This window comes from Thalassotalea agarivorans (genome assembly GCF_030295955.1).
In the GTDB taxonomy this organism is placed as follows: domain Bacteria; phylum Pseudomonadota; class Gammaproteobacteria; order Enterobacterales; family Alteromonadaceae; genus Thalassotalea_D; species Thalassotalea_D agarivorans.
Genome location: NZ_AP027363.1, coordinates 2,257,055 through 2,275,060, shown reverse-complemented (window position 1 = coordinate 2,275,060; position 18,006 = coordinate 2,257,055). Strand labels below are relative to the sequence as shown.

The 18,006-nt window shown below is 41.1% G+C and carries 22 protein-coding genes; 16 read left to right on the top strand and 6 right to left on the bottom strand.

From position 1 onward, the window contains the following. Positions 1-47 precede the first annotated feature (47 nt). Complete coding sequence (locus QUD85_RS10430) at positions 48-620, top strand: DUF6942 family protein (protein WP_093328141.1); 573 nt, start codon at positions 48-50, stop codon at positions 618-620. Here the strand turns inward: QUD85_RS10430 and QUD85_RS10425 are convergent. Continuing rightward, positions 601-1,191 (bottom strand): hypothetical protein, encoded by a 591-nt coding sequence (locus tag QUD85_RS10425; RefSeq protein WP_093328142.1) that lies wholly within the window; start codon positions 1,189-1,191, stop codon positions 601-603. The two genes, QUD85_RS10430 and QUD85_RS10425, sit on opposite strands and share 20 nt — an antisense overlap. 141 nt (positions 1,192-1,332) lie before the next feature. Between QUD85_RS10425 and efpL the strand changes: the two genes are divergently transcribed. Together efpL and QUD85_RS10415 are read left to right on the top strand one after the other, a co-directional pair. Further along, the gene (gene efpL, locus QUD85_RS10420; RefSeq protein ID WP_093328143.1) at positions 1,333-1,899 is read left to right on the top strand and encodes an elongation factor P-like protein EfpL; all 567 of its coding nucleotides are present in this window, start codon (positions 1,333-1,335) and stop codon (positions 1,897-1,899) included. Positions 1,900-2,030: 131 nt separating this feature from the next. Then, the gene (locus QUD85_RS10415) at positions 2,031-3,941 is read left to right on the top strand and encodes a S9 family peptidase (RefSeq protein WP_177168849.1); all 1,911 of its coding nucleotides are present in this window, start codon (positions 2,031-2,033) and stop codon (positions 3,939-3,941) included. Positions 3,942-3,967: 26 nt separating this feature from the next. Here QUD85_RS10415 and QUD85_RS10410 read toward each other — a convergent pair whose 3' ends face one another. Both QUD85_RS10410 and soxR read right to left on the bottom strand, forming a co-directional pair. After that, a complete protein-coding gene (locus QUD85_RS10410; protein WP_093328144.1) occupies positions 3,968-4,648 on the bottom strand; it encodes a DUF2982 domain-containing protein in 681 nt (226 codons plus the stop codon). Then, complete coding sequence (soxR, locus tag QUD85_RS10405; protein ID WP_093328145.1) at positions 4,635-5,108, bottom strand: redox-sensitive transcriptional activator SoxR; 474 nt, start codon at positions 5,106-5,108, stop codon at positions 4,635-4,637. Before soxR ends, QUD85_RS10410 begins: the two co-directional genes overlap by 14 nt. A gap of 91 nt (positions 5,109-5,199) precedes the next feature. On the opposite strand from soxR, the gene QUD85_RS10400 reads away from it, so the two are divergent. The 6 genes from QUD85_RS10400 (at position 5,200) to QUD85_RS10375 (ending at position 9,575) form a co-directional block, all read left to right on the top strand. After that, complete coding sequence (locus tag QUD85_RS10400) at positions 5,200-5,619, top strand: VOC family protein (RefSeq protein ID WP_093328147.1); 420 nt, start codon at positions 5,200-5,202, stop codon at positions 5,617-5,619. Between the two features lie 103 nt (positions 5,620-5,722). Then, positions 5,723-6,985, top strand: coding sequence for a Kelch repeat-containing protein (locus QUD85_RS10395; RefSeq protein ID WP_093328148.1), 1,263 nt, complete (start codon positions 5,723-5,725; stop codon positions 6,983-6,985). Positions 6,986-7,199: 214 nt separating this feature from the next. Beyond that, positions 7,200-7,604, top strand: coding sequence for a hypothetical protein (locus tag QUD85_RS10390; protein ID WP_093328150.1), 405 nt, complete (start codon positions 7,200-7,202; stop codon positions 7,602-7,604). Further along, complete coding sequence (locus tag QUD85_RS10385; protein ID WP_093328151.1) at positions 7,604-7,855, top strand: hypothetical protein; 252 nt, start codon at positions 7,604-7,606, stop codon at positions 7,853-7,855. Before QUD85_RS10390 ends, QUD85_RS10385 begins: the two co-directional genes overlap by 1 nt. 116 nt (positions 7,856-7,971) lie before the next feature. Continuing rightward, entirely contained in the window at positions 7,972-8,949 is a 978-nt protein-coding gene (locus QUD85_RS10380; protein ID WP_093328153.1) for a glutathione S-transferase family protein, read from the top strand. A gap of 38 nt (positions 8,950-8,987) precedes the next feature. After that, positions 8,988-9,575 (top strand): GTP cyclohydrolase II, encoded by a 588-nt coding sequence (locus QUD85_RS10375; protein WP_093328154.1) that lies wholly within the window; start codon positions 8,988-8,990, stop codon positions 9,573-9,575. A gap of 16 nt (positions 9,576-9,591) precedes the next feature. Here the strand turns inward: QUD85_RS10375 and QUD85_RS10370 are convergent, their stop codons facing one another. The 3 genes from QUD85_RS10370 to QUD85_RS10360 form a co-directional block, all read right to left on the bottom strand. Then, positions 9,592-10,209 carry a glutathione S-transferase family protein gene (locus tag QUD85_RS10370; RefSeq protein WP_093328156.1) on the bottom strand — a complete coding sequence of 206 codons (618 nt, stop codon included), beginning with the start codon at positions 10,207-10,209 and terminating at the stop codon, positions 9,592-9,594. An 85-nt stretch (positions 10,210-10,294) separates the two neighbouring features. After that, on the bottom strand, positions 10,295-12,433 hold the full coding sequence (gene mltF, locus QUD85_RS10365) for a membrane-bound lytic murein transglycosylase MltF (RefSeq protein ID WP_286218846.1): 2,139 nt from the start codon (positions 12,431-12,433) through the stop codon (positions 10,295-10,297). Between the two features lie 66 nt (positions 12,434-12,499). Continuing rightward, positions 12,500-13,246, bottom strand: coding sequence for an MBL fold metallo-hydrolase (locus QUD85_RS10360; protein WP_093328158.1), 747 nt, complete (start codon positions 13,244-13,246; stop codon positions 12,500-12,502). A gap of 127 nt (positions 13,247-13,373) precedes the next feature. Between QUD85_RS10360 and QUD85_RS10355 the strand changes: the two genes are divergently transcribed. The 7 genes from QUD85_RS10355 to QUD85_RS10325 all read left to right on the top strand — a co-directional run bounded on the left by QUD85_RS10355 (position 13,374) and on the right by QUD85_RS10325 (position 18,006). Further along, positions 13,374-14,177, top strand: coding sequence for a sulfite exporter TauE/SafE family protein (locus QUD85_RS10355; RefSeq protein WP_177168850.1), 804 nt, complete (start codon positions 13,374-13,376; stop codon positions 14,175-14,177). An 8-nt stretch (positions 14,178-14,185) separates the two neighbouring features. After that, positions 14,186-15,124, top strand: coding sequence for an alpha/beta hydrolase (locus QUD85_RS10350; protein ID WP_093328160.1), 939 nt, complete (start codon positions 14,186-14,188; stop codon positions 15,122-15,124). Continuing rightward, on the top strand, positions 15,121-15,729 hold the full coding sequence (locus QUD85_RS10345) for a fumarylacetoacetate hydrolase family protein (protein ID WP_093328161.1): 609 nt from the start codon (positions 15,121-15,123) through the stop codon (positions 15,727-15,729). The genes QUD85_RS10350 and QUD85_RS10345 overlap by 4 nt, the downstream gene beginning before the upstream one ends. 74 nt (positions 15,730-15,803) lie before the next feature. Then, complete coding sequence (locus QUD85_RS10340) at positions 15,804-16,058, top strand: hypothetical protein (protein ID WP_093328163.1); 255 nt, start codon at positions 15,804-15,806, stop codon at positions 16,056-16,058. Positions 16,059-16,123: 65 nt separating this feature from the next. Continuing rightward, positions 16,124-16,567 (top strand): methylated-DNA--[protein]-cysteine S-methyltransferase, encoded by a 444-nt coding sequence (locus QUD85_RS10335; RefSeq protein ID WP_245732067.1) that lies wholly within the window; start codon positions 16,124-16,126, stop codon positions 16,565-16,567. A gap of 130 nt (positions 16,568-16,697) precedes the next feature. After that, complete coding sequence (locus QUD85_RS10330; RefSeq protein ID WP_093328166.1) at positions 16,698-16,991, top strand: YcgL domain-containing protein; 294 nt, start codon at positions 16,698-16,700, stop codon at positions 16,989-16,991. Further along, positions 16,984-18,006, top strand: a complete 1,023-nt coding sequence (locus QUD85_RS10325) for a lytic murein transglycosylase (RefSeq protein ID WP_093328167.1) — start codon at positions 16,984-16,986, stop codon at positions 18,004-18,006. The genes QUD85_RS10330 and QUD85_RS10325 overlap by 8 nt, the downstream gene beginning before the upstream one ends.

The window sequence follows — 18,006 nt, the reverse complement described above, 5'->3', positions numbered from 1 at the left end:
TAATAAAGCGTAGTATGTTCACCATACTTAATTAAATCATTTTTGCAATGACACAACAGACTATCGGCTTAGGTCAAAGCGACGCGCGCATTTGCGTTTACATTGCCAATACACCACAACTAACGCCTTATAATCAACTTAGCTCGGTACGCGAGTTGCAAGCAGGTCATATTAATGAGATTGGTCAAGCATGCGGTAATGGCTGGCGCAAGGTATTTAATGTTTATGCGAAAGTGATGTTTGCTTTGTCGTCACAACTTTGCCTTTCATCAAAAACTGATGGCGTTATTGCCACTATTTCGCAGCAGTATGATCGTTGGCAGAGCTATCGCGACCAACGATTACTGCAGAACAAGAGTGAAACCGGTTTGTTTTTTACGGCGCCAGATACCTCCAAACAAAGCGAACAACTGCATATTGTGATGGGCAGGCAATATGCAAAATCACTCAATTTACCTTCACTCAAATGGCTAAATAATGAATTTGCGATAAGTGAGGCGCACAACCTTATTGTGTGTCCCTATTTTGATTATCGGCAGCTCTCTAACATTAAGATAGTTTATCTGACAGAGCTAATTCTAGCGCATTTTTCGTCAACGCTTACAAGGTCTCAGCAATAGCCACCAACTCGCTATGCAATGCTTCTGTTAGCTTGGTTATCTCGTCAAATTGTTGCTCATCTAAATCAGGCAATGACGCTTCAATTTCTGCGATTTCAATTTCCTTTACTTCAATCACTTTCTCGAGCTGCTCAGTTTCTTTGTCTAGGCGTTGGTGGATTTCATCAAGTTCCTTGTGTCCAACTGACGTATATTCAATTTCAACTTTAGCGTCTTCTAACTGCTTTATTTCAACGTCGAGCTGTGCGACTTTTTTGTCTAGCTTTTCAATAACAATATCCATTTCATGTTCGCTAACATCGAGCTTTGCTTCAGCCATATGTAGCTTTTGTTGAATGTCATTGAGTTTTTGTTGTTGCGCCTCAGTTAACTGCTGATGAGTAAAGGTTTTACCATTGACCTTGTAGGTAATGCTTTTCTCTTTGCCTTGTTGTCGCGCGGTAATTTCTACCGTGTTGTTAGAGCGGGTAATTGTTGTATTTTCTTCAATTGTTTTAAGGGGTTGCTGAGCCGATGCGATGGCGACTGTGCATGCTGTTGCGGCAATAGCTATTGATTTTAGTAAGTGCATTACGATGTCCTATTTTTTAGTGTTATTAACTACAGTCGTTGGCAAAGGCAAAAAAGTTGGATTTATCTTGAAAATCTTCAATTTTGTGGTTTTAGTTGAGTATGCTATCTTCTGCGCATCACATTTTATGAGAGAACGGTTATGCCAAAGGCAAGTGAAATAAAAAAGAATCAGGCGATAGAATTCAATAACGGTGTTTATATTGTCAAAGATATCGAACGCAGCGTTCCACAGGGACGAGCAGGCGGTAGTTTATATAGAATGCGTATTTACGATGTAGTAACCGGTCAAAAGGTCGATCACACGTTTAAAGATAGCGATATGCTTAATATGGCCGACCTGATTCGACGTCCAGCGATGTTTTCTTACATCGATGGTGATGAATATGTCTTTATGGATAATGAAGACTATACCCCGTACAACCTAAATTCTGAGCAAATAGAAGGTCAAATTCCATTTATTACGGAATCGACAGAGGGTATGTATGCCATTATTGTTGACGGCAATGCTGTTGGTATTGATGTGCCGCCAAGTGTAGAGCTTGATATTGTTGAAACAGACCCTTCAATTAAAGGTGCCTCTGCAACTTCTCGTACAAAGCCAGCAACGTTAAGCACTGGCCTTGTTATCCAAGTACCAGAATACATCTCTAGCGGTGACAGAGTAAAAGTAAATACTGAAGATAAAAAGTTTATGAGCCGCGCATAGCGAAAACTTTTATGTAAACAAATATGAATAGAGGCGGTTTTACCGCCTTTTTTATTGCCTTATTTTCTTTCCATCGCTATGTTATATCCACCGCATTAACTTGTTGTTAAAAATATAAAAAAGGACATTTCATGGCTAATTTAAAGCGTTTAGGCATGCTCGCAACTTCTGCGTTGTTTCTTGTTGCTTGTAGTGAGCAACCACAACCTGAAGCGCAAGCGCCTAAGCAAGTAGAAAGTACGTTCAAGCAATATACGCCAGAACAATTCTATCAAACTACTACAACCTTTGGTTCGTCTATCAATAGCGATGCCACAGCGGTATTGGTGAGTAACGATTCAACCGGCATATTCAATGCTTACAAAGTACCTGTTAATGGTGATGCGCCGACACAGTTAACGCATTCAACCAAAGAGTCAATCTTTGCGGTAAGTTGGTTTCCAAAAGATGAGCGTTTTTTATTTACAGCTGATAAAGGCGGTAACGAGCTAGATCATGTGTTTGTTAAAACGCTATCTGGCGAAGAAATCGATTTAACACCTGGCGAGAACTTACGTGCAAGTTTTGCTGGTTGGCATGAAAATGATGAAGCTTTCTTTGTAGTGAGCAATGAACGTGATCCTAAATTTTTCGATTTGTACAAATATCGAACTGACGATTATGGCCGTGAACTTGTTTATGAAAACAACGGTGGCTATAGCATTGATTTAGTCAGTCCTAATGGCCAGTACATCGTACTGAGTAAAGTGAATTCTGGCGCAGACTCAAACCTATTTTTAGTCGATACCAAGTCTAAAGAAGCATTGCCGAAACTAATAACCGAACATGAGGGTGATGTAGAGCACAGCAGTTATACCTTTACTCGCGATAGCAAGAAATTGATTTTTGGTACCGATGAGTTTGGTGAGTTCAGGGAAGCATGGGCCTATGATATTGACTCCGGTGATAAGGCGTTAGAAGTCACAGATGATTGGGATGTGATGTTCACCTATTTTTCTAGAGATGGTCGATATCAAATTTCAGGTATTAATGCAGACGCGCAAACACAAATTACTATCGCTGACTTACAGGAAAATAAAGGGATAGATTTACCACAGCTACCGGCTGGTGATTTACGTGGAGTTAACTTTTCTCGCGATGGTAAAACACTGGTTTTCTATATTAATTCTGACACTTCTCCATCCAACTTGTATGTGCACTCCATTGGCACCGATACAGTCACTCGACTAACGGATAATGGTAATCCAGATATTAGCGAAGATAACTTGGTTACAAGTGAAGTAGTGCGTTTTAAAAGCTTTGATGGCTTAGAGATTCCAACTATTTTGTACAAGCCAAAACAAGCTGCAACCGAGAAAGTGCCGGCGCTGATTTGGATTCATGGTGGTCCTGGTGGTCAAAGCCGTAAGGGGTATTCTGCGTTAATACAGTTACTTGTTAACCAAGGGTATGCAATTGCGATGATCAACAACCGTGGTTCTAGTGGTTACGGAAAAACCTTCTTCCATTTAGATGATAAGAAGCATGGTGATCACGATCTAAAAGATGTGGTGTACAACAAGTATTATTTGCAGTCTTTAGACTGGGTAGATGCTGACCGTATCGGTGTTATTGGCGGCAGCTATGGCGGCTATCTAACCATGGCAGCGATGGCATTTACCGATGAATTTAAACTAGGCATAAATATTTTTGGCGTTACCAACTGGGTGCGCACGTTAGAAAGCATACCTCCTTATTGGGAAGCCTTCAGAAAAGCGCTTTACGATGAACTGGGCGATCCTGCAACAGATAAAGAACGTCTGCATAGTATTTCACCAGTATTTTTTGGTCATCAAGTGAAAAGTCCAGTGCTGGTTGTACAAGGCGCAAACGATCCACGTGTACTCAAAGTAGAGAGTGACGATATGGTCGCTGCGATTAAAGAAGGTGGCACCTACGTAGACTACTTAGTGTTCGACGATGAAGGTCATGGCTTTGCCAAAAAAGAGAATCGTATAGAAGCGGCACATAAGTATCTATCCTTCTTACGAGACCACTTGTAAACATAAACATAGCAAAGGCGGTTGTATTATATAGCCGCCTTTCTTTTTGCCTTTTCTAAACTTGATTGCAGCGCAGTTACAAACGCATCTGCTTCTCTATCCATGCTGTCATAAGGTAAATATAAGTGGAAACCATAGGCTTGGTTTAACACTTCACACTGATGCAAGAAACTGCCAATCGGACCTTTATATAGCTTGCCTTCTATGTCAAACGGCTCGAAGTTAATAATGCCTTGTTCAAAGGTCATTTGTTGATGGCCAATGGCTGCTGTTAGCAGGCCTTTTTGTATATGTATTAACTTATTCGCAAGCCTTGGAGATATAGACTCTGCTAATGGTGCTAGCTGCGTTAACTTAACACCAATATACGGTAGTGGCGTGTCACCGGCGATACGATCGAGTTTAACTTGTGCGACGCGCCCAATAGCAAGCCAGGGCAAAGCCCAAGAACCTGCTCGATGAATAAAGACAAAATGATCTGGGTATATTTCGTAGCTGAATTTAGGTTCAGTAAGCTTTAACAGTCCAATAAAAATCGTAACGAGCGCTGCCATCGTCAGAAAAATAAGTGGCAATCGAAAATGCATCCAAAACAATTGTGATACCAGCAGTATTGTCAACAAGCCAGCCAGGCCTACTAGGGTTACAAACAGACCATGATGACGACTGATTGGTTTTACTTGAAAGATAAGTTCAGCTTTGCTCATTGTTCTTTATTGACGTTTGTACATGTTGATTTAGCAAGACAGCTCCATGACCCTTGCTGCCGAGATTATCTTCTTTATTGTATATCGGACAGGACGTTAAAGATAAACAACCGCACCCAATACAGTCGGTTAATGAGTCTCTAAGTTCGGTTAAATACACTATTTTTTCCGTTAGTGTTGCGTGCCATTGTGCAGATAATTTGGCCCAATCTTGTTTGTCTGGTGTTCTATTTTCAGGCAACTGAGCAAAAGCATTTTTGATTTCTTCTAATGAAATGCCTAATCGCTGCGCAGCTTTTATTACAGATATACGTCGCATCACATCAGGTTTGTAACGTCTTTGATTACCCGCATTCCGCCAACTTTTTATCAACCCTTTGTCTTCGTAAAAATGCAGTGTAGACACTTTTACGCCGCAGCGCTTCGCGATTTTACCCACAGACCAATTTGCTTCTTGCATAACGTTACCAAATAAACACTTTACCTCAAGCTTACTTGAGGTTTTATGCTAAGTCTAGTGAAGCAATTAATGCAAGAAAAAATAGGAGAATATAATGAAACTAGAACATTTAAATTTAGTGGTGACTAACATTCAAGCGTCCATCAATTTTTATCAAGCCGCGTTTCCTTCATGGCGTGTGCGCGGCGAAGGAGAGGCGCAGTGGTATGGTAAAGATAGACGTTGGTGCCACTTAGGTACCGATAGTATGTATATCACTTTAAATGATGATGGTATTGGCGAAAACCGAGATTTAACAGGCCACCAAGTGGGGTTAGCTCACTTTGGCTTTGTCGTTGATGATTTGCCCGCGTTAATGAAGCGACTAGCAACTGTAGGGTTTGATGCCAATAAATTTAGCCAGAACGACAATCCCTATATACGCAACGCCTATTATTATGATCCCGATGGTTTTGAAGTTGAATTTGTCGAATATTTAACAGATGACCCTGCGCTGAGAAATCAGTATTAACTGTAAGGTATATTGTTCTTTTGTATTTTTCGAGATATTAGACATATGTCTAATCACTTCTACACTTATTCTTATAAAAACATGAAACAGGTGGAGTGAAGCGATGAATAAAAAGATCAAACACTTACTGTCCATTGTCTTAACCTTTGCGCTGTTTAACGTTAATGCAAATACGTTAGAGCGCTTTGATTGGACACAGATTAACGACGGTGCAAGTAGCAGTTTTGGTAAACGTGCAGGGCTGCAGGCGATAGAGCTTAATGGGAAATTTTACGTATTAGGGGGCCGAGTACCCGACCAATCGATTCCAGCGTTTGGCAATAGCCAATTTTATAGCGATGTTTGGCAAAGTAGTGACTACGGTGCTACCTGGCAAGAAGTTGTGCAAGATGGCACAGCACCTTGGGCAGCGCGTGCTTACTTTCAGGCATTTAAACATAAAGGGTATATCTACCTGCTGGGTGGTCAAGACTCAATTGCGGTCAATAATCCTGGATTTAATGTAAATTGCTTACCGCAGTGCCAACCATTTGTTCTTCAATCTAACTTTTTCAACGATGTATGGCGCTCTAAAGATGGAAAAAACTGGCAACGCATGACGGCTGCAGCTCCTTGGGAGGGCAGAGCAGGTTTAAGTGCGGTGAGTTTTCGAGGATGGATTTATGTTATGGCAGGATCGGTTAATGATGATTCAGCCATTATTGGCGATTTTGGACCGGCAAGAAAATACTTTAATGACGTTTGGCGCTCTAAAAATGGTAGGCATTGGCAAAAAGTGACCATGAATGCGCCGTGGGAGCCTAGAGCTGGTGGAGTGGCATTAGTTAAAGGCGGCTACATGTACATGATCGGCGGAGAGGATGGGTTTGTTTGTAACGAATTTACACCACGTTGTCCCCCTTATTTTAATGATGTATGGCGAAGTAAAAACGGTAAGCGATGGCAAAAAATGACTGCCAATGCGCCTTGGTCAGCGCGCCCTGGTCATCAATGTGAAGTATTGATGTTTAGAATTGTTTGCTTTGGTGGATTCGGCCTAAGCCCCGATCCTACACAACCATTTGCACCAGCCAATCCAATAGATGTTTGGGTAAGTTTTACCGGCAAGCATTGGCAGCAATTGTCTGGAGACGCAGGTAAACCTTGGCAGGCCAATTCACCCGCCGATATTAAATATGATTTTGCTGCGTTTTCTGTTGTTAAGGTAAATGGCCGCTTTAAACCAAGTATTTATACTTTTGGTGGCGACAGAGAAACGTTCGATCCGTTTGATTTTGACCAAATTTCGAAAGTAGACAACGATGTCTGGCGATTCTCTTGGGCGTATCAGTTGGATAAACGCCGAATTTTGTATCATTTTGATTAGCGTTGTAGCAAGCGCACATAGTTAAAGCGGCTTTTGCCGCTTTTTTATTGGCTACCCTGAGTGGTTTCTGTCTTGCCTCATAGCCATATTTATATATCACTAATTTTTAAAATGTATATTTAACAGTTATTTAACTAATTACTACATTTCATTACTTGATTTATTGTAAATGATAATTATTATCATTTGTATTGATTAAGAAAAGGAGTGAGTGATGAAATACAGGTTTCTTTGTCCACAAAACAAGATTCATATGTCAAATACGCCGCAAAGGGCGATTGCGAGTTGGTACAACAATATAGAATTGGGACAAGAATACTTATTACAGGAAGACTATGCACAAGCACTTTACTCTATTGGTAGCGCTTTTGAAATTTCTGAGGTGCTTTGCACGTGCAAGCAGATAGACAGTGACTTCCCTGTGAAATGGTTGACGCAATCAGCGATTATACTTGCTCAGTGTTTTATTCACTGCGGTGATGATAAACAAGGACAAGCTATTCTAGTATTTACTAAGCAAAAACTAGAGAGAGAGCAACGTTTTAAAAATACTGTAAGACAGCAAATCAGATTGCTCGAAATCGCCAATCGGTTGTCAATGAGTGAAGGAGTGCACTAGTGAAAATGGCTAATTGTGACAACTGTATTTATCAACAAAGTAACTATACGATACCCGAAAGTTGTGCGGAGCAAGTGACACAGCCTCAATACGTGAATATCGATATTGACTTAAATGTATTGCAGCAACTGATTAGGGAAAAGCGATTGACCATCAGTGATATTCACCCGCTAGACAAACAGAGCAAACAATTGGTGCATCAAACGCTTTTGGCGTGTTTATTGTGCAAATCTTCAAACACTTTGTGTTAACGCCAATCACGTTTGGTGTGTTCCAAAAATAGAATAATGATTTACGTAATTGCTTGTTTATTTTTTGCGCCTAGCTTCTAAACTTAAGCCCTATACATATTTAAGAGGCAAAAAGTATGGGTTTACTTGTTAATGGTACTTGGCAAGACAAATGGTATGACACAAAAAGCCAAAAAGGCGCGTTCAAACGTGAAGACGCACAATTGCGTAACTGGATTACCGAAGATGGCAGTGCAGGTGATACCGGCGTTGCAGGCTTTAAAGCTGAAAAAGGGCGTTATCATTTGTATGTTTCACTCGCGTGTCCGTGGGCCCATCGCACTTTAATCTTTAGACAATTAAAGCAGTTGCAGGACTACATTAGTGTGTCGGTAGTTGCGCCAGATATGTTAGGACAAGGATGGGAATTTGATCCTGAAAATGGCGGTACAGCAGATGATTTATTCGAAAGCGAATACATGCACCAGATTTATACCCGAAATGACGCAAACTACACTGGTCGTGTTACGGTGCCTGTACTTTGGGATAAAACACAAAACAAGATTGTCAGCAATGAATCTTCAGAGATCATTCGCATGTTTAACCAGGCGTTTAATGAGCTAACTGGTAATACACTCGATTTTTATCCCCCGCAACATCGCGAAGCAATAGATAAAATTAATGAGTTTGTTTATCACAATATTAATAATGGCGTATACAAATGTGGCTTTGCAACGACACAAGAAGCCTATGAGCATGCATTTGACGCATTATTTAAGGCGCTTGACGAAATCGAATCAATATTAGCAAGCAATCGTTATTTGATTGGTGATACAATTACCGAAGCAGATTGGCGTTTGTTTACAACCTTAGTTCGATTTGACAGCGTTTACGTTGGCCACTTTAAGTGCAACCTAAAGCGTATCGAAGATTATCCAAATATATCGAACTATTTGCGCGAACTTTTTCAATGGGAAAATGTTGCTCCTACGGTTGATTTTTATCATATCAAACGCCATTACTATGCTAGCCATACGATGATCAACCCCACTGGCGTTGTGCCAAAAGGACCATTTGTTGACTATATGGCAGCACATAACAGAGACAGTATATAGTCGGTAGCAAAGCTACCAGAAAAGGTTAGCGGAAACATATGAATCAGGTACGTGCTCGAGTATCTTTTAAAGTGGGTAAAAACAGTGATATACCAGCTGAATTAGCCACATTTACAGCGTTTGATAAAGATAAAGAACATATTGCGATTATTTTTAAGGAAGCGGATAAACAAGCTGAAGCTCCCTTAGTGCGTATGCACTCTGAATGTTTAACGGGGGATGTGTTTCACTCATCTCGTTGTGATTGTGGTGAACAACTTGATGAAACCATAGAAAAGATGGCAGAGGAAGGCGGCGTGATTCTTTATCTTCGTCAAGAAGGACGAGGCATTGGTTTGTATAACAAAATCGATGCATACGTGCTGCAAAGCGAAGGTATGAACACATACGAAGCTAACCAACATTTGGGCTTTGCAGAAGATGAGCGTACCTTTGAAGATGCGATAAGCATGCTGCAAGCGCTCAATTTGCCTGATATTCGATTGATTACCAATAATCCTCGCAAGATTGCCGCACTTGAATCAGAAATTAACCTTATAGAAGTTATCAATACACAGCGTCATGAAAAAGATGGCAATGAAAACTATCTAGCAGCAAAATCTTCAGTGGGTAAGCACCAACTTTAAACTTATCAGCGGGCGATTAAGCCCGCTCTTGATAGTACAAATTGATTGCTGGCAATGCTTCTATCGTTTGACAAAAAAGCGCGAGCTGTGGCGTATTGTTGCTCACTACATCATCATTAATGTAATCAAATGAACCACTCATTATCCCTTTAATCCATACGTAAGCTTTTAAATCGGCAATACTAATATGTTCGCCAATAAAGTAATCCCCATTATTTGATGCATACTTTTGCTCAAGCCACACTAAATAAGGTACTAGCCATTTATCGGTGTAGCTTAAACGGGCGCTTTTCAATGCGTCTCCTTCTAAGCCAAAGGTGTCGATAAGGGCATTTGTCGCATCCTCTATAGCATCTAATATCTCGTCACAAAACAGCGCTGCTTCTGCTGATTCGGGATACAAGTGAGCGAGCTTACCAGCGTAACGAAGCATTGCATTGCTTTGTGTGATCACCTTGCCATCGAGTTGCATCACAGGGACTTTATGTAATGGTGCAGATTTTTTGATTTCGGGAAATTGGGCGAAGTTAAAACGGTTATCTTCAAAGGCAATGTTGCCTAAATGAAAGGCGAGTCTAATGGGCTCCCCTCTGCCACCATTGATATCGAAGTAGGTAAGTTTAATCTGTGCCATAGCCTGAATCCATTGCCAAATGTTGCAATTAAATACAGGCTAATATGGCAATAAAATCAAGTGGAATACGATAATATTTAAACGATTAACGAGTAATTCTTAAATAGTTTAAATATCGTTGGTTGATGTCGTAAACGTAATTCACAGGCTCTGTGCCGCGCACATAACCATATCGCGCCTTACTATAATATTTACGCTGTTGTAGCATTAACATGGCTGTTTCTACATTGCCAAACCATTTATCATCGCGCAGTCCAATCTGTCTTGCTAAACGCTGTGCGTCTCTTACGTGACCAAAACCTGCGTTGTACGCAGCTAGCGCGAAATAGACGCGCTCATGCTCAGGTAGATCTTCGCTAAACCTGTCACGTGTCCAATTTAAATACTTTACACCGCCTTGAATAGACTGTTCCGGATCTTCTAGGTTTGTGACGCCAAACTCTTTGGCTGTACGCGGCAATATCTGCATCAACCCTTGTGCACCAGCATAGCTTTTTGCTTTTGGATTAAACTTACTCTCTTGGTACATTTGCGACACAATTAGGCGCCAATCAAAATCATGCTTTTCTGCCGAAGGCTGCACAATATGGTCGTACGGCGATAAGTCCGATCCCATTTTTAAACGATTTTGAATCTGTTTCGCGCGTTTTTCAGGCGTTTTAAAGTATCGATTCCGAACAACGTTGTAATAGGTTGTGCGATAAGTCGTTCTAACAAATTGATTGAGATGGTCAAGTAGCTGAGGATTGTTTTTACGCACTACGTAGGCATAAGGCACATCTTCTTTTAGTGTAAGCGGGGCGTCAATGTTTTCTCTAAAGCTTTGCTCAATCGCCACTAAATTACTATCGGCAATTGTTAAATCGATCTCTTGGTTCGCGACTTGGCTGATTAATATTTCTGTTGCGAGAGATTCATCAGCCGCCTCTACGATAGCGCCATAATCTTCTGCTAGCTTTTGCGCGGTATCCCAAAAGCTGCTGGTTTTTCTAACCACTATAGTGCGACCTTTAAGATCTTCTAAGGTGTTAATGGCAGCAGCTTGAGTGTTTGCAACTAGCATTTCACTGACACGAGCATATCTTATACTGGTCGCAAGGCCAGCTTTATTGGCTTTCTCAATACGTTCCGGTGTTCGAGTTAAACCCGCTGCAATCATGTCTCCTTCACCGTTTTCAAGCTTTGAAATCATATCTTCAAAAGAGTCGGCGACAACCATTTGCAATTTAATGTTGTACTTTTTAGCAAACTTCTTCATTAGGTCATATTCAAACCCCATCAATTCGCCACGCCACATAAAATAAGTTTCAGGGCTATTTCTCGTGATAACACGCAGAGGCAATTTCTTTTGTTTCATTGCCTTGATATCGAGTTTCCGCTCAGTGTCTGCAAGCTGGATAATATGACTTGCCGCAATGTAGTTGTTCACATAGTGCAATAAGTCTTGGTTTCCTTTGGCAACAGCCCAGGCTTGGTGTACTTCTTTTGGAAATGCACTTACTGTGCTGACCCCTTTATGATACTGGCGCAGCAATTTGTATTCAGATAGATCGATGACACTATATTGGATGACACCTGCATCTATTTTGTCTGCAATATCTTCGACATTATCAGTGGTGTCTGTTTGTGTGATGTTCCATGAAGGGGCATAGGTGTTGATCGAATCAATGTAAGCGGAACCGCTCGGAACAACAACATTAATCGCTTGTGTTAGTGCAACTTCTTTAGTGCCTTTTTTGGCGATAACGACTTCTTTGTCTGAAGATAATACATCGGTGAAGTCCACATCTTTTAAACGTGCATCAGATATCGTTAGGTGTCTAGGAATTATGTCGATTTCATATTTATCAAGCTTACTGAACATATCAGTAAGGCTTTTAACTTCTACCCAATCAACTGTTAATGATTGACTACGAGCAAAATCTTCCAACAGGCTATGATGATAATCGCTAGCAGACGCGACAGCATGCAATTCAGACTCTGACTCCCAATCTAGTCTCACGGCAATAATAACGCCTGAGTCTTTGATTTCTTGCCAGCTACGAAATGTTTCCCGAACGATAGGTGCAGGTTCAGGTGATTGTTTATTTGGTTGTTCTGTTTCTATAGCTTCAGAGGCTACAGATATTGTAGAATCTGTATTACTTTCAGTGGCTTGGCTTGCTGTGTCGCAAGACAAAATAGCAAATAAGCTAAAGAGAACTAACAGTAACTTCACACGCATGCTATGAATTATTTTTAGTCGTTGAGTGTGATTTAACCTTAGCGATTATTGGACAAAATTTCTACTTTAGAAGCCCAATATTTTACGTATTTTTCCTTTTACGCTTCGCCAATGGGTTAGCGGCACGGTCGGCGCATCTTCAATTATCTTAGTTAACTGCTCTTCTGATAAGGCTTGCTCGCCACCATGGGCCAACAAATACTTTGTAGGCGCTAGTAAAGTAAGTAGCTTAATTGATGCTCTGTAGCGATTAGGATAAAAAATTGGATACGGTGGTACGAATTTGTCTTTTACTTTGACAATAAGATCAGCAATGTAAATCTGATTAGTGGGTAAATGCAACAACGAAATATCGCGGTCTGTATGACCCTGAGTGTAAATGATTTGCCAATCTGAAAAACCCGGTAGGTACTCGCGATCTACTAACATGATATCTGGATCGAGTATGCGAGGGTAATACAAAGGCACTTTCTTTTTCCCCATTCTTCCTGCAACCCATTTTGCTAACCAGATATCTGTCAGATGCATGGCAAAGCCATCGATACCGTCATACCAATTTCCCGCGATGTCTGCGGTAACGATTTTACATCCCGTTAAGTTACGCAAAAATGTGGCACCACCAGCATGGTCTGGATGCATGTGAGTAACAACAACAGTATCTAAATGTTCGACAGGACGAGACAGGGTATTTTTGATGTAATCAATGACAACGGAAACATCAGCACGGGAGCAGCCATCTAACAAAAGTAGCTTATTACGATATTCTGCAAGATAGATGGTTTGTATATAACCCGGAATTTTGTGAAGTTTCATGGTACTGCTTGTCATTCTTTTGGGAGCCTAATCTAACACATCTGACCAGAAAAAAAAGACCCCGCTTTGTTTTTCTTTGCTCTCAGGTTAAAGTAATTGGCAACGCGTTTCTTTGGATTTTTCTACCTTGCTAATTTTTCTCTTAGCCATGATTATTACTGGCGTTGCGTCGGGTATCCTTGCCGGACTATTGGGTGTAGGTGGCGGTATTGTGATTGTACCCGTACTCGATTTTATGTTGCGATATTTTAATCTGGCAGATCAATATTCTATGCATATCGCAGTAGCCACTTCGCTTACATGTATTGTATTTACTGGCTTATCTTCTGCCTATGCACATTATCGAAAAGGTAAAGTCGATGTAAACTTGGTTTTACACTGGGCGCTTCCTCTAGTGTTAGGTTCCATATTGGGTGTCTTTGTAGCGACTAAGATAAGTAGCTTGAGCTTGTCGATTATCTTTGCATGTATCGCAACCTTGGTAGGCTTAAAAATGCTACTGGGGATTACGGTTAAAACCCGTTGGCAAAAGCCACCAAAAGGTATTGTCGGTGCAAGTTTTCCAACAGCAATTGGCAGTTTATCGGCGATGATGGGCATTGGTGGCGGTACATTAAGCGTGCCGGTGTTAACCATGATGAACAAAACGATTCATCAAGCTGTTGCTACGTCTGCTGTGTTTGGCGTTATTATTAGCTTGCCTAGTGCGGTTAGTTTTATTGTCGCTGGTTGGCACCAACAAAATTTACCTTTAGGTAACCTTGGCTATGTAAATTGGATAGCAGTTGGTGCAATAATACCTTTGTCTATGGCTTGTGCTCCGTTAGGAGCGAAGTTAGCTCATAGACTCCCCAAACATATTTTGGCCAAGTTGTTTGGAGTATTTTTGCTCTTAGTGTCATTAAAAATGGTGTTAAAAACACTCGGATAGGAAGCAATATGGTTAAACAAATAATGCTGGTGCTAAGCGCGCTTATACTAATAAACACTGCTTATGCTGCAGAGCAAAACGTTACCTTAAAAACTGAACAGGGCGAGCTAGCTGGCTCTTTGCTGATGCCTGCGAACAAAAGCGAAACCGTGGTGCTGATTATTGCTGGTTCTGGACCAACTGATCGTAATGGGAACAATACGCAAATGACCAACAATGCCTTAAAGATGGTTGCTCAGCATTTCGCCAAAGATGGCATTGCATCGTTGCGTTACGACAAACGTGGTGTGGCTGCTTCTGCACCTGCAGCTATTGCAGAGCAAGATTTACGCTTCGAGCATTATGTAAATGATGCGACAGGGTGGATAACTTATTTACAGCAACAACATGGCTTCAAGCGTATTTTTGTCGCCGGGCATAGCGAGGGTTCGCTCGTAGGCATGATGGCAACAGCAAAAAGCTCGTCCGCCGGGTTTATTTCAATTGCTGGTCTTGGACGCAGTGGAGATGTTGTGTTGAAAGAACAGTTAGCGAGCAATCCTGCAGTGTTTGAACAGTCGGAGCCTATTATCGACAAATTAGTCGTAGGTGAAACTGTAGACAATGTAAATCCACTGCTAAATGCTTTGTTTCGTCCTAGTATTCAACCGTATTTAATGAGCTGGATAAAGTATGATCCGGCAAAAGAAATTAAACGTCTGTCGGTACCTGTGCTTATTGTGCAAGGAACCACAGATATTCAAGTAAAAGAGGTCGACGCTAAAGCGTTAAGCGCCGCTTACCCTAAAGCTAAATTGGTGATCATTGAGGGTATGAACCACGTACTTAAAGATGCACCGAAAGAGCGTATGGCAAACTTTGCTACCTATATGCAGCCTGACACACCGCTCAGTGAATCGCTAATGCCAGCGATGACCTCATTTATCAAAGCTAACGAGTCGTTATGAATCAAGTAAACGTAGAAAAACAATTAAAATCGCCTGCAAAGGTTGTCTGTATTGGGCGTAATTATGTCGCACATATTGAAGAGTTAGGTAACGAAGTACCCGATCAAATGGTGGTTTTTATGAAACCAAACTCGGCTATTTCTTCTGTGTTGCAATCCTTTCACCAAGAAACACTGCATTATGAGGGTGAAATCTGCTTGATGATTGAACATGGCAAATTTGGCTATGTAGGCTTTGGCTTAGATTTAACCAAACGTGGCCTGCAATCTAAACTAAAACAAAAAGGTTTGCCTTGGGAGCGCGCAAAGGCGTTTGACGGTGCGGCGGTATTAAGTGATTTTGTTGCTATAGATTCAGTTGAAGGATTGAGACTTGAGTTATGGATTGATGGTGAGCTGATACAATCGGGTGGCATAGAGTTAATGATGTACAAGCCTGATGATATTATTGAAGAGTTAGGAAGTTTTACGTCGCTAACCGATGGCGATGTAGTGATGACGGGAACCCCCGCTGGTGTTGGTGAAGTCGCTAAAGGTGCGGTGTTTGAGGGGAAAATATTCCAGCATGATACGCTGTTAGTAAGTCACTTATGGACAGCTGAATAACTGATATAGCGCAAGGAATTGGCAACAACATATTGCTATGCTGTTAGCATTGCTGTGCAATATCATCGGAAACCATGAAAGACAAGCAAACCATTCGAATACTAAAAATGATCATGATCTTTGGCATCTGTCTTTTTGTTGTTGGACATATGTTGATTTCTTATCTTGATCTTCCACAAAAGCTTGGCGTTATGGGTATGGTGATAGGCGCGTCTTGTATGGCGCTTGGCCTTGTACTTTCTTTACCGACGAAAATGTATTTAACCTTTTTATGGATGAAAAAAGAAAATACGAAAGATAAAAACATAAAAAGCGAATATAAGGATTAGCTACGGCTAGGATAAAATGAACTTTTACACCACCCGAGCTTCTATATAAATATATGACTGTTTCAATGGTAATAGACAGCCCTGTTGGACACATCGAGCTGTGCGCATCAAAAACACACTTGTTATCGGTATCCTTTGTCGATAAACCGTTAAAAAGTGCAAAACACTCAGCAATTTTGCGCGCCGCAGAGCAGCAACTTAGCGAGTATTTTTCAGGCGATAGAACACAGTTTCATTTACCTATTGGGCAAACCGGAACAGAATTTCAACAAAAGGTGTGGCAAGCGTTGCAAGACATACCTTATGGCGAAACCATCAGTTATAAAACCTTGGCACAGCGCATAGGAAATCCAAAAGCGGTGAGAGCGGTTGGTGGGGCAAACAATAAAAATCGTTTAGCTATTGTTGTTCCTTGCCATCGTGTCATTGGTCAAAATGGTAAATTGGTTGGTTACGCATCAGGGGTTGATACAAAACAGAAACTTTTATCGCTTGAAGGTATTTTGTAACAAATTCGATAGGGTGCATGTTAACTTGCATGCTATAGTAATCTTACGCGATATGCGTTGAATCAATTTTCAGAAGTATACGAGTTAACCTCTTCTTTTTTAACTTGTTTGAATTACATAGGTCTCCATTATGCTGTGTGCAGTTTATAAAAGCCCCAAGAAACAACAAACGTATTTGTTTATCGAAAAACGCGATGATTTTGCCAAAGTGCCGCAAGTGTTATTAGATACTTTTGGCGCGCCTCAACTTGTTACCATGATTAACTTAGCAACCAAAGAAAAATTAGGTTTTGCCGATTTAGCAAAAGTAAAAGCAAGCCTCAATGAGCAAGGTTTTTACTTGCAGATTCCGCCGCCGGTAGAAAACTTGTTAGAAGGGCACAAAGCGCAAATGCAACAACTTAAGGGGACGGACAATGATTAAACGATGTATCGCAGTTTTGTGCGCGTGTTTCGCCTTTAATGCACAGGCTGAAAAACCAACCTTTGAGCAGTATGTAGCAACCCTCAAGCAGGAAGTTGTCGCTAAAGGCTACGACCAACAGTTTGTAGACGACGTGTTTGCTAACGTTAAATATTACAAACGAGCAGTGTCGGCAGATCGCAAACAACCAGAAACAGTAGAAACCCTAGATACCTATCTACCTAAGCGAGTACCGCAGTGGAAGGTGGATAAAGCTCGCGACAAATACAAAGAGCATTATGAACTGTTACAACCTATTGGTGAAAAATATGGTGTTCAACCGCGCTTTATCGTAGCGCTGTGGGGATTGGAAACAAATTTCGGCAAGATAATGGGTAACTTCAACGTTATATCAGCATTGTCTACCTTGGCTTACGATGGTCGCAGAGAAGCCTTCTTTAAACGTGAACTGTTTGCTGCAGTGCAAATTATTGAAGAAGGGCATATCAGTGTCGATCAAATGAAGGGGTCTTGGGCAGGCGCAATGGGGCAAAATCAATTTATGCCGAGCTCGTTTCTAACCTTTGCCGTCGATGGCGATGGCGATGGTAAAAAAGATATTTGGAATAATCATGCTGACGTGTTTGCCTCTGCAGCTAACTACTTAAAGCGTGTTGGTTGGGATGCAAATTACACTTGGGGCAGACAAGTAAAACTGCCAGACGGTTTCGACTTAAGTTATTCGATTCCCAAAAATACCGGTGGCCGAGCCAACTGGTTAAAAGCATTCAAGCAAAAAGAAAAGACATTGGCACAATGGCAAGCGCTTGGTATTCGTCGTATGGATGGCAGAGACTTACCAGACGTTGATATTAAAGCTGCTTTAGTCTTTCCTGATGACCATAACGGCCGTGTGTATTTAGCTTATGACAACTATAAGCATCTGATGCATTGGAATTTGTCTTACTATTTTGTGAGTTCTGTTGGCTACTTGTCTGACAGAATTAAGTACCCAAAAGTGGAGTTAAACGGATAA

Bases quoted from the DNA above. Each gene is read 5' to 3' on its own strand.
- QUD85_RS10430 (WP_093328141.1), top strand. From the start codon at position 48: ATGACACAACAGACTATCGGCTTAGGTCAAAGCGACGCGCGCATTTGC.
- QUD85_RS10425 (WP_093328142.1), bottom strand. From the start codon at position 1,191: ATGCACTTACTAAAATCAATAGCTATTGCCGCAACAGCATGCACAGTC.
- efpL (WP_093328143.1), top strand. From the start codon at position 1,333: ATGCCAAAGGCAAGTGAAATAAAAAAGAATCAGGCGATAGAATTCAAT.
- QUD85_RS10415 (WP_177168849.1), top strand. From the start codon at position 2,031: ATGGCTAATTTAAAGCGTTTAGGCATGCTCGCAACTTCTGCGTTGTTT.
- QUD85_RS10410 (WP_093328144.1), bottom strand. From the start codon at position 4,648: ATGAGCAAAGCTGAACTTATCTTTCAAGTAAAACCAATCAGTCGTCAT.
- soxR (WP_093328145.1), bottom strand. From the start codon at position 5,108: ATGCAAGAAGCAAATTGGTCTGTGGGTAAAATCGCGAAGCGCTGCGGC.
- QUD85_RS10395 (WP_093328148.1), top strand. From the start codon at position 5,723: ATGAATAAAAAGATCAAACACTTACTGTCCATTGTCTTAACCTTTGCG.
- QUD85_RS10390 (WP_093328150.1), top strand. From the start codon at position 7,200: ATGAAATACAGGTTTCTTTGTCCACAAAACAAGATTCATATGTCAAAT.
- QUD85_RS10380 (WP_093328153.1), top strand. From the start codon at position 7,972: ATGGGTTTACTTGTTAATGGTACTTGGCAAGACAAATGGTATGACACA.
- QUD85_RS10375 (WP_093328154.1), top strand. From the start codon at position 8,988: ATGAATCAGGTACGTGCTCGAGTATCTTTTAAAGTGGGTAAAAACAGT.
- QUD85_RS10370 (WP_093328156.1), bottom strand. From the start codon at position 10,209: ATGGCACAGATTAAACTTACCTACTTCGATATCAATGGTGGCAGAGGG.
- mltF (WP_286218846.1), bottom strand. From the start codon at position 12,433: ATGCGTGTGAAGTTACTGTTAGTTCTCTTTAGCTTATTTGCTATTTTG.
- QUD85_RS10360 (WP_093328158.1), bottom strand. From the start codon at position 13,246: ATGAAACTTCACAAAATTCCGGGTTATATACAAACCATCTATCTTGCA.
- QUD85_RS10350 (WP_093328160.1), top strand. From the start codon at position 14,186: ATGGTTAAACAAATAATGCTGGTGCTAAGCGCGCTTATACTAATAAAC.
- QUD85_RS10345 (WP_093328161.1), top strand. From the start codon at position 15,121: ATGAATCAAGTAAACGTAGAAAAACAATTAAAATCGCCTGCAAAGGTT.
- QUD85_RS10340 (WP_093328163.1), top strand. From the start codon at position 15,804: ATGAAAGACAAGCAAACCATTCGAATACTAAAAATGATCATGATCTTT.
- QUD85_RS10335 (WP_245732067.1), top strand. From the start codon at position 16,124: ATGGTAATAGACAGCCCTGTTGGACACATCGAGCTGTGCGCATCAAAA.
- QUD85_RS10330 (WP_093328166.1), top strand. From the start codon at position 16,698: ATGCTGTGTGCAGTTTATAAAAGCCCCAAGAAACAACAAACGTATTTG.
- QUD85_RS10325 (WP_093328167.1), top strand. From the start codon at position 16,984: ATGATTAAACGATGTATCGCAGTTTTGTGCGCGTGTTTCGCCTTTAAT.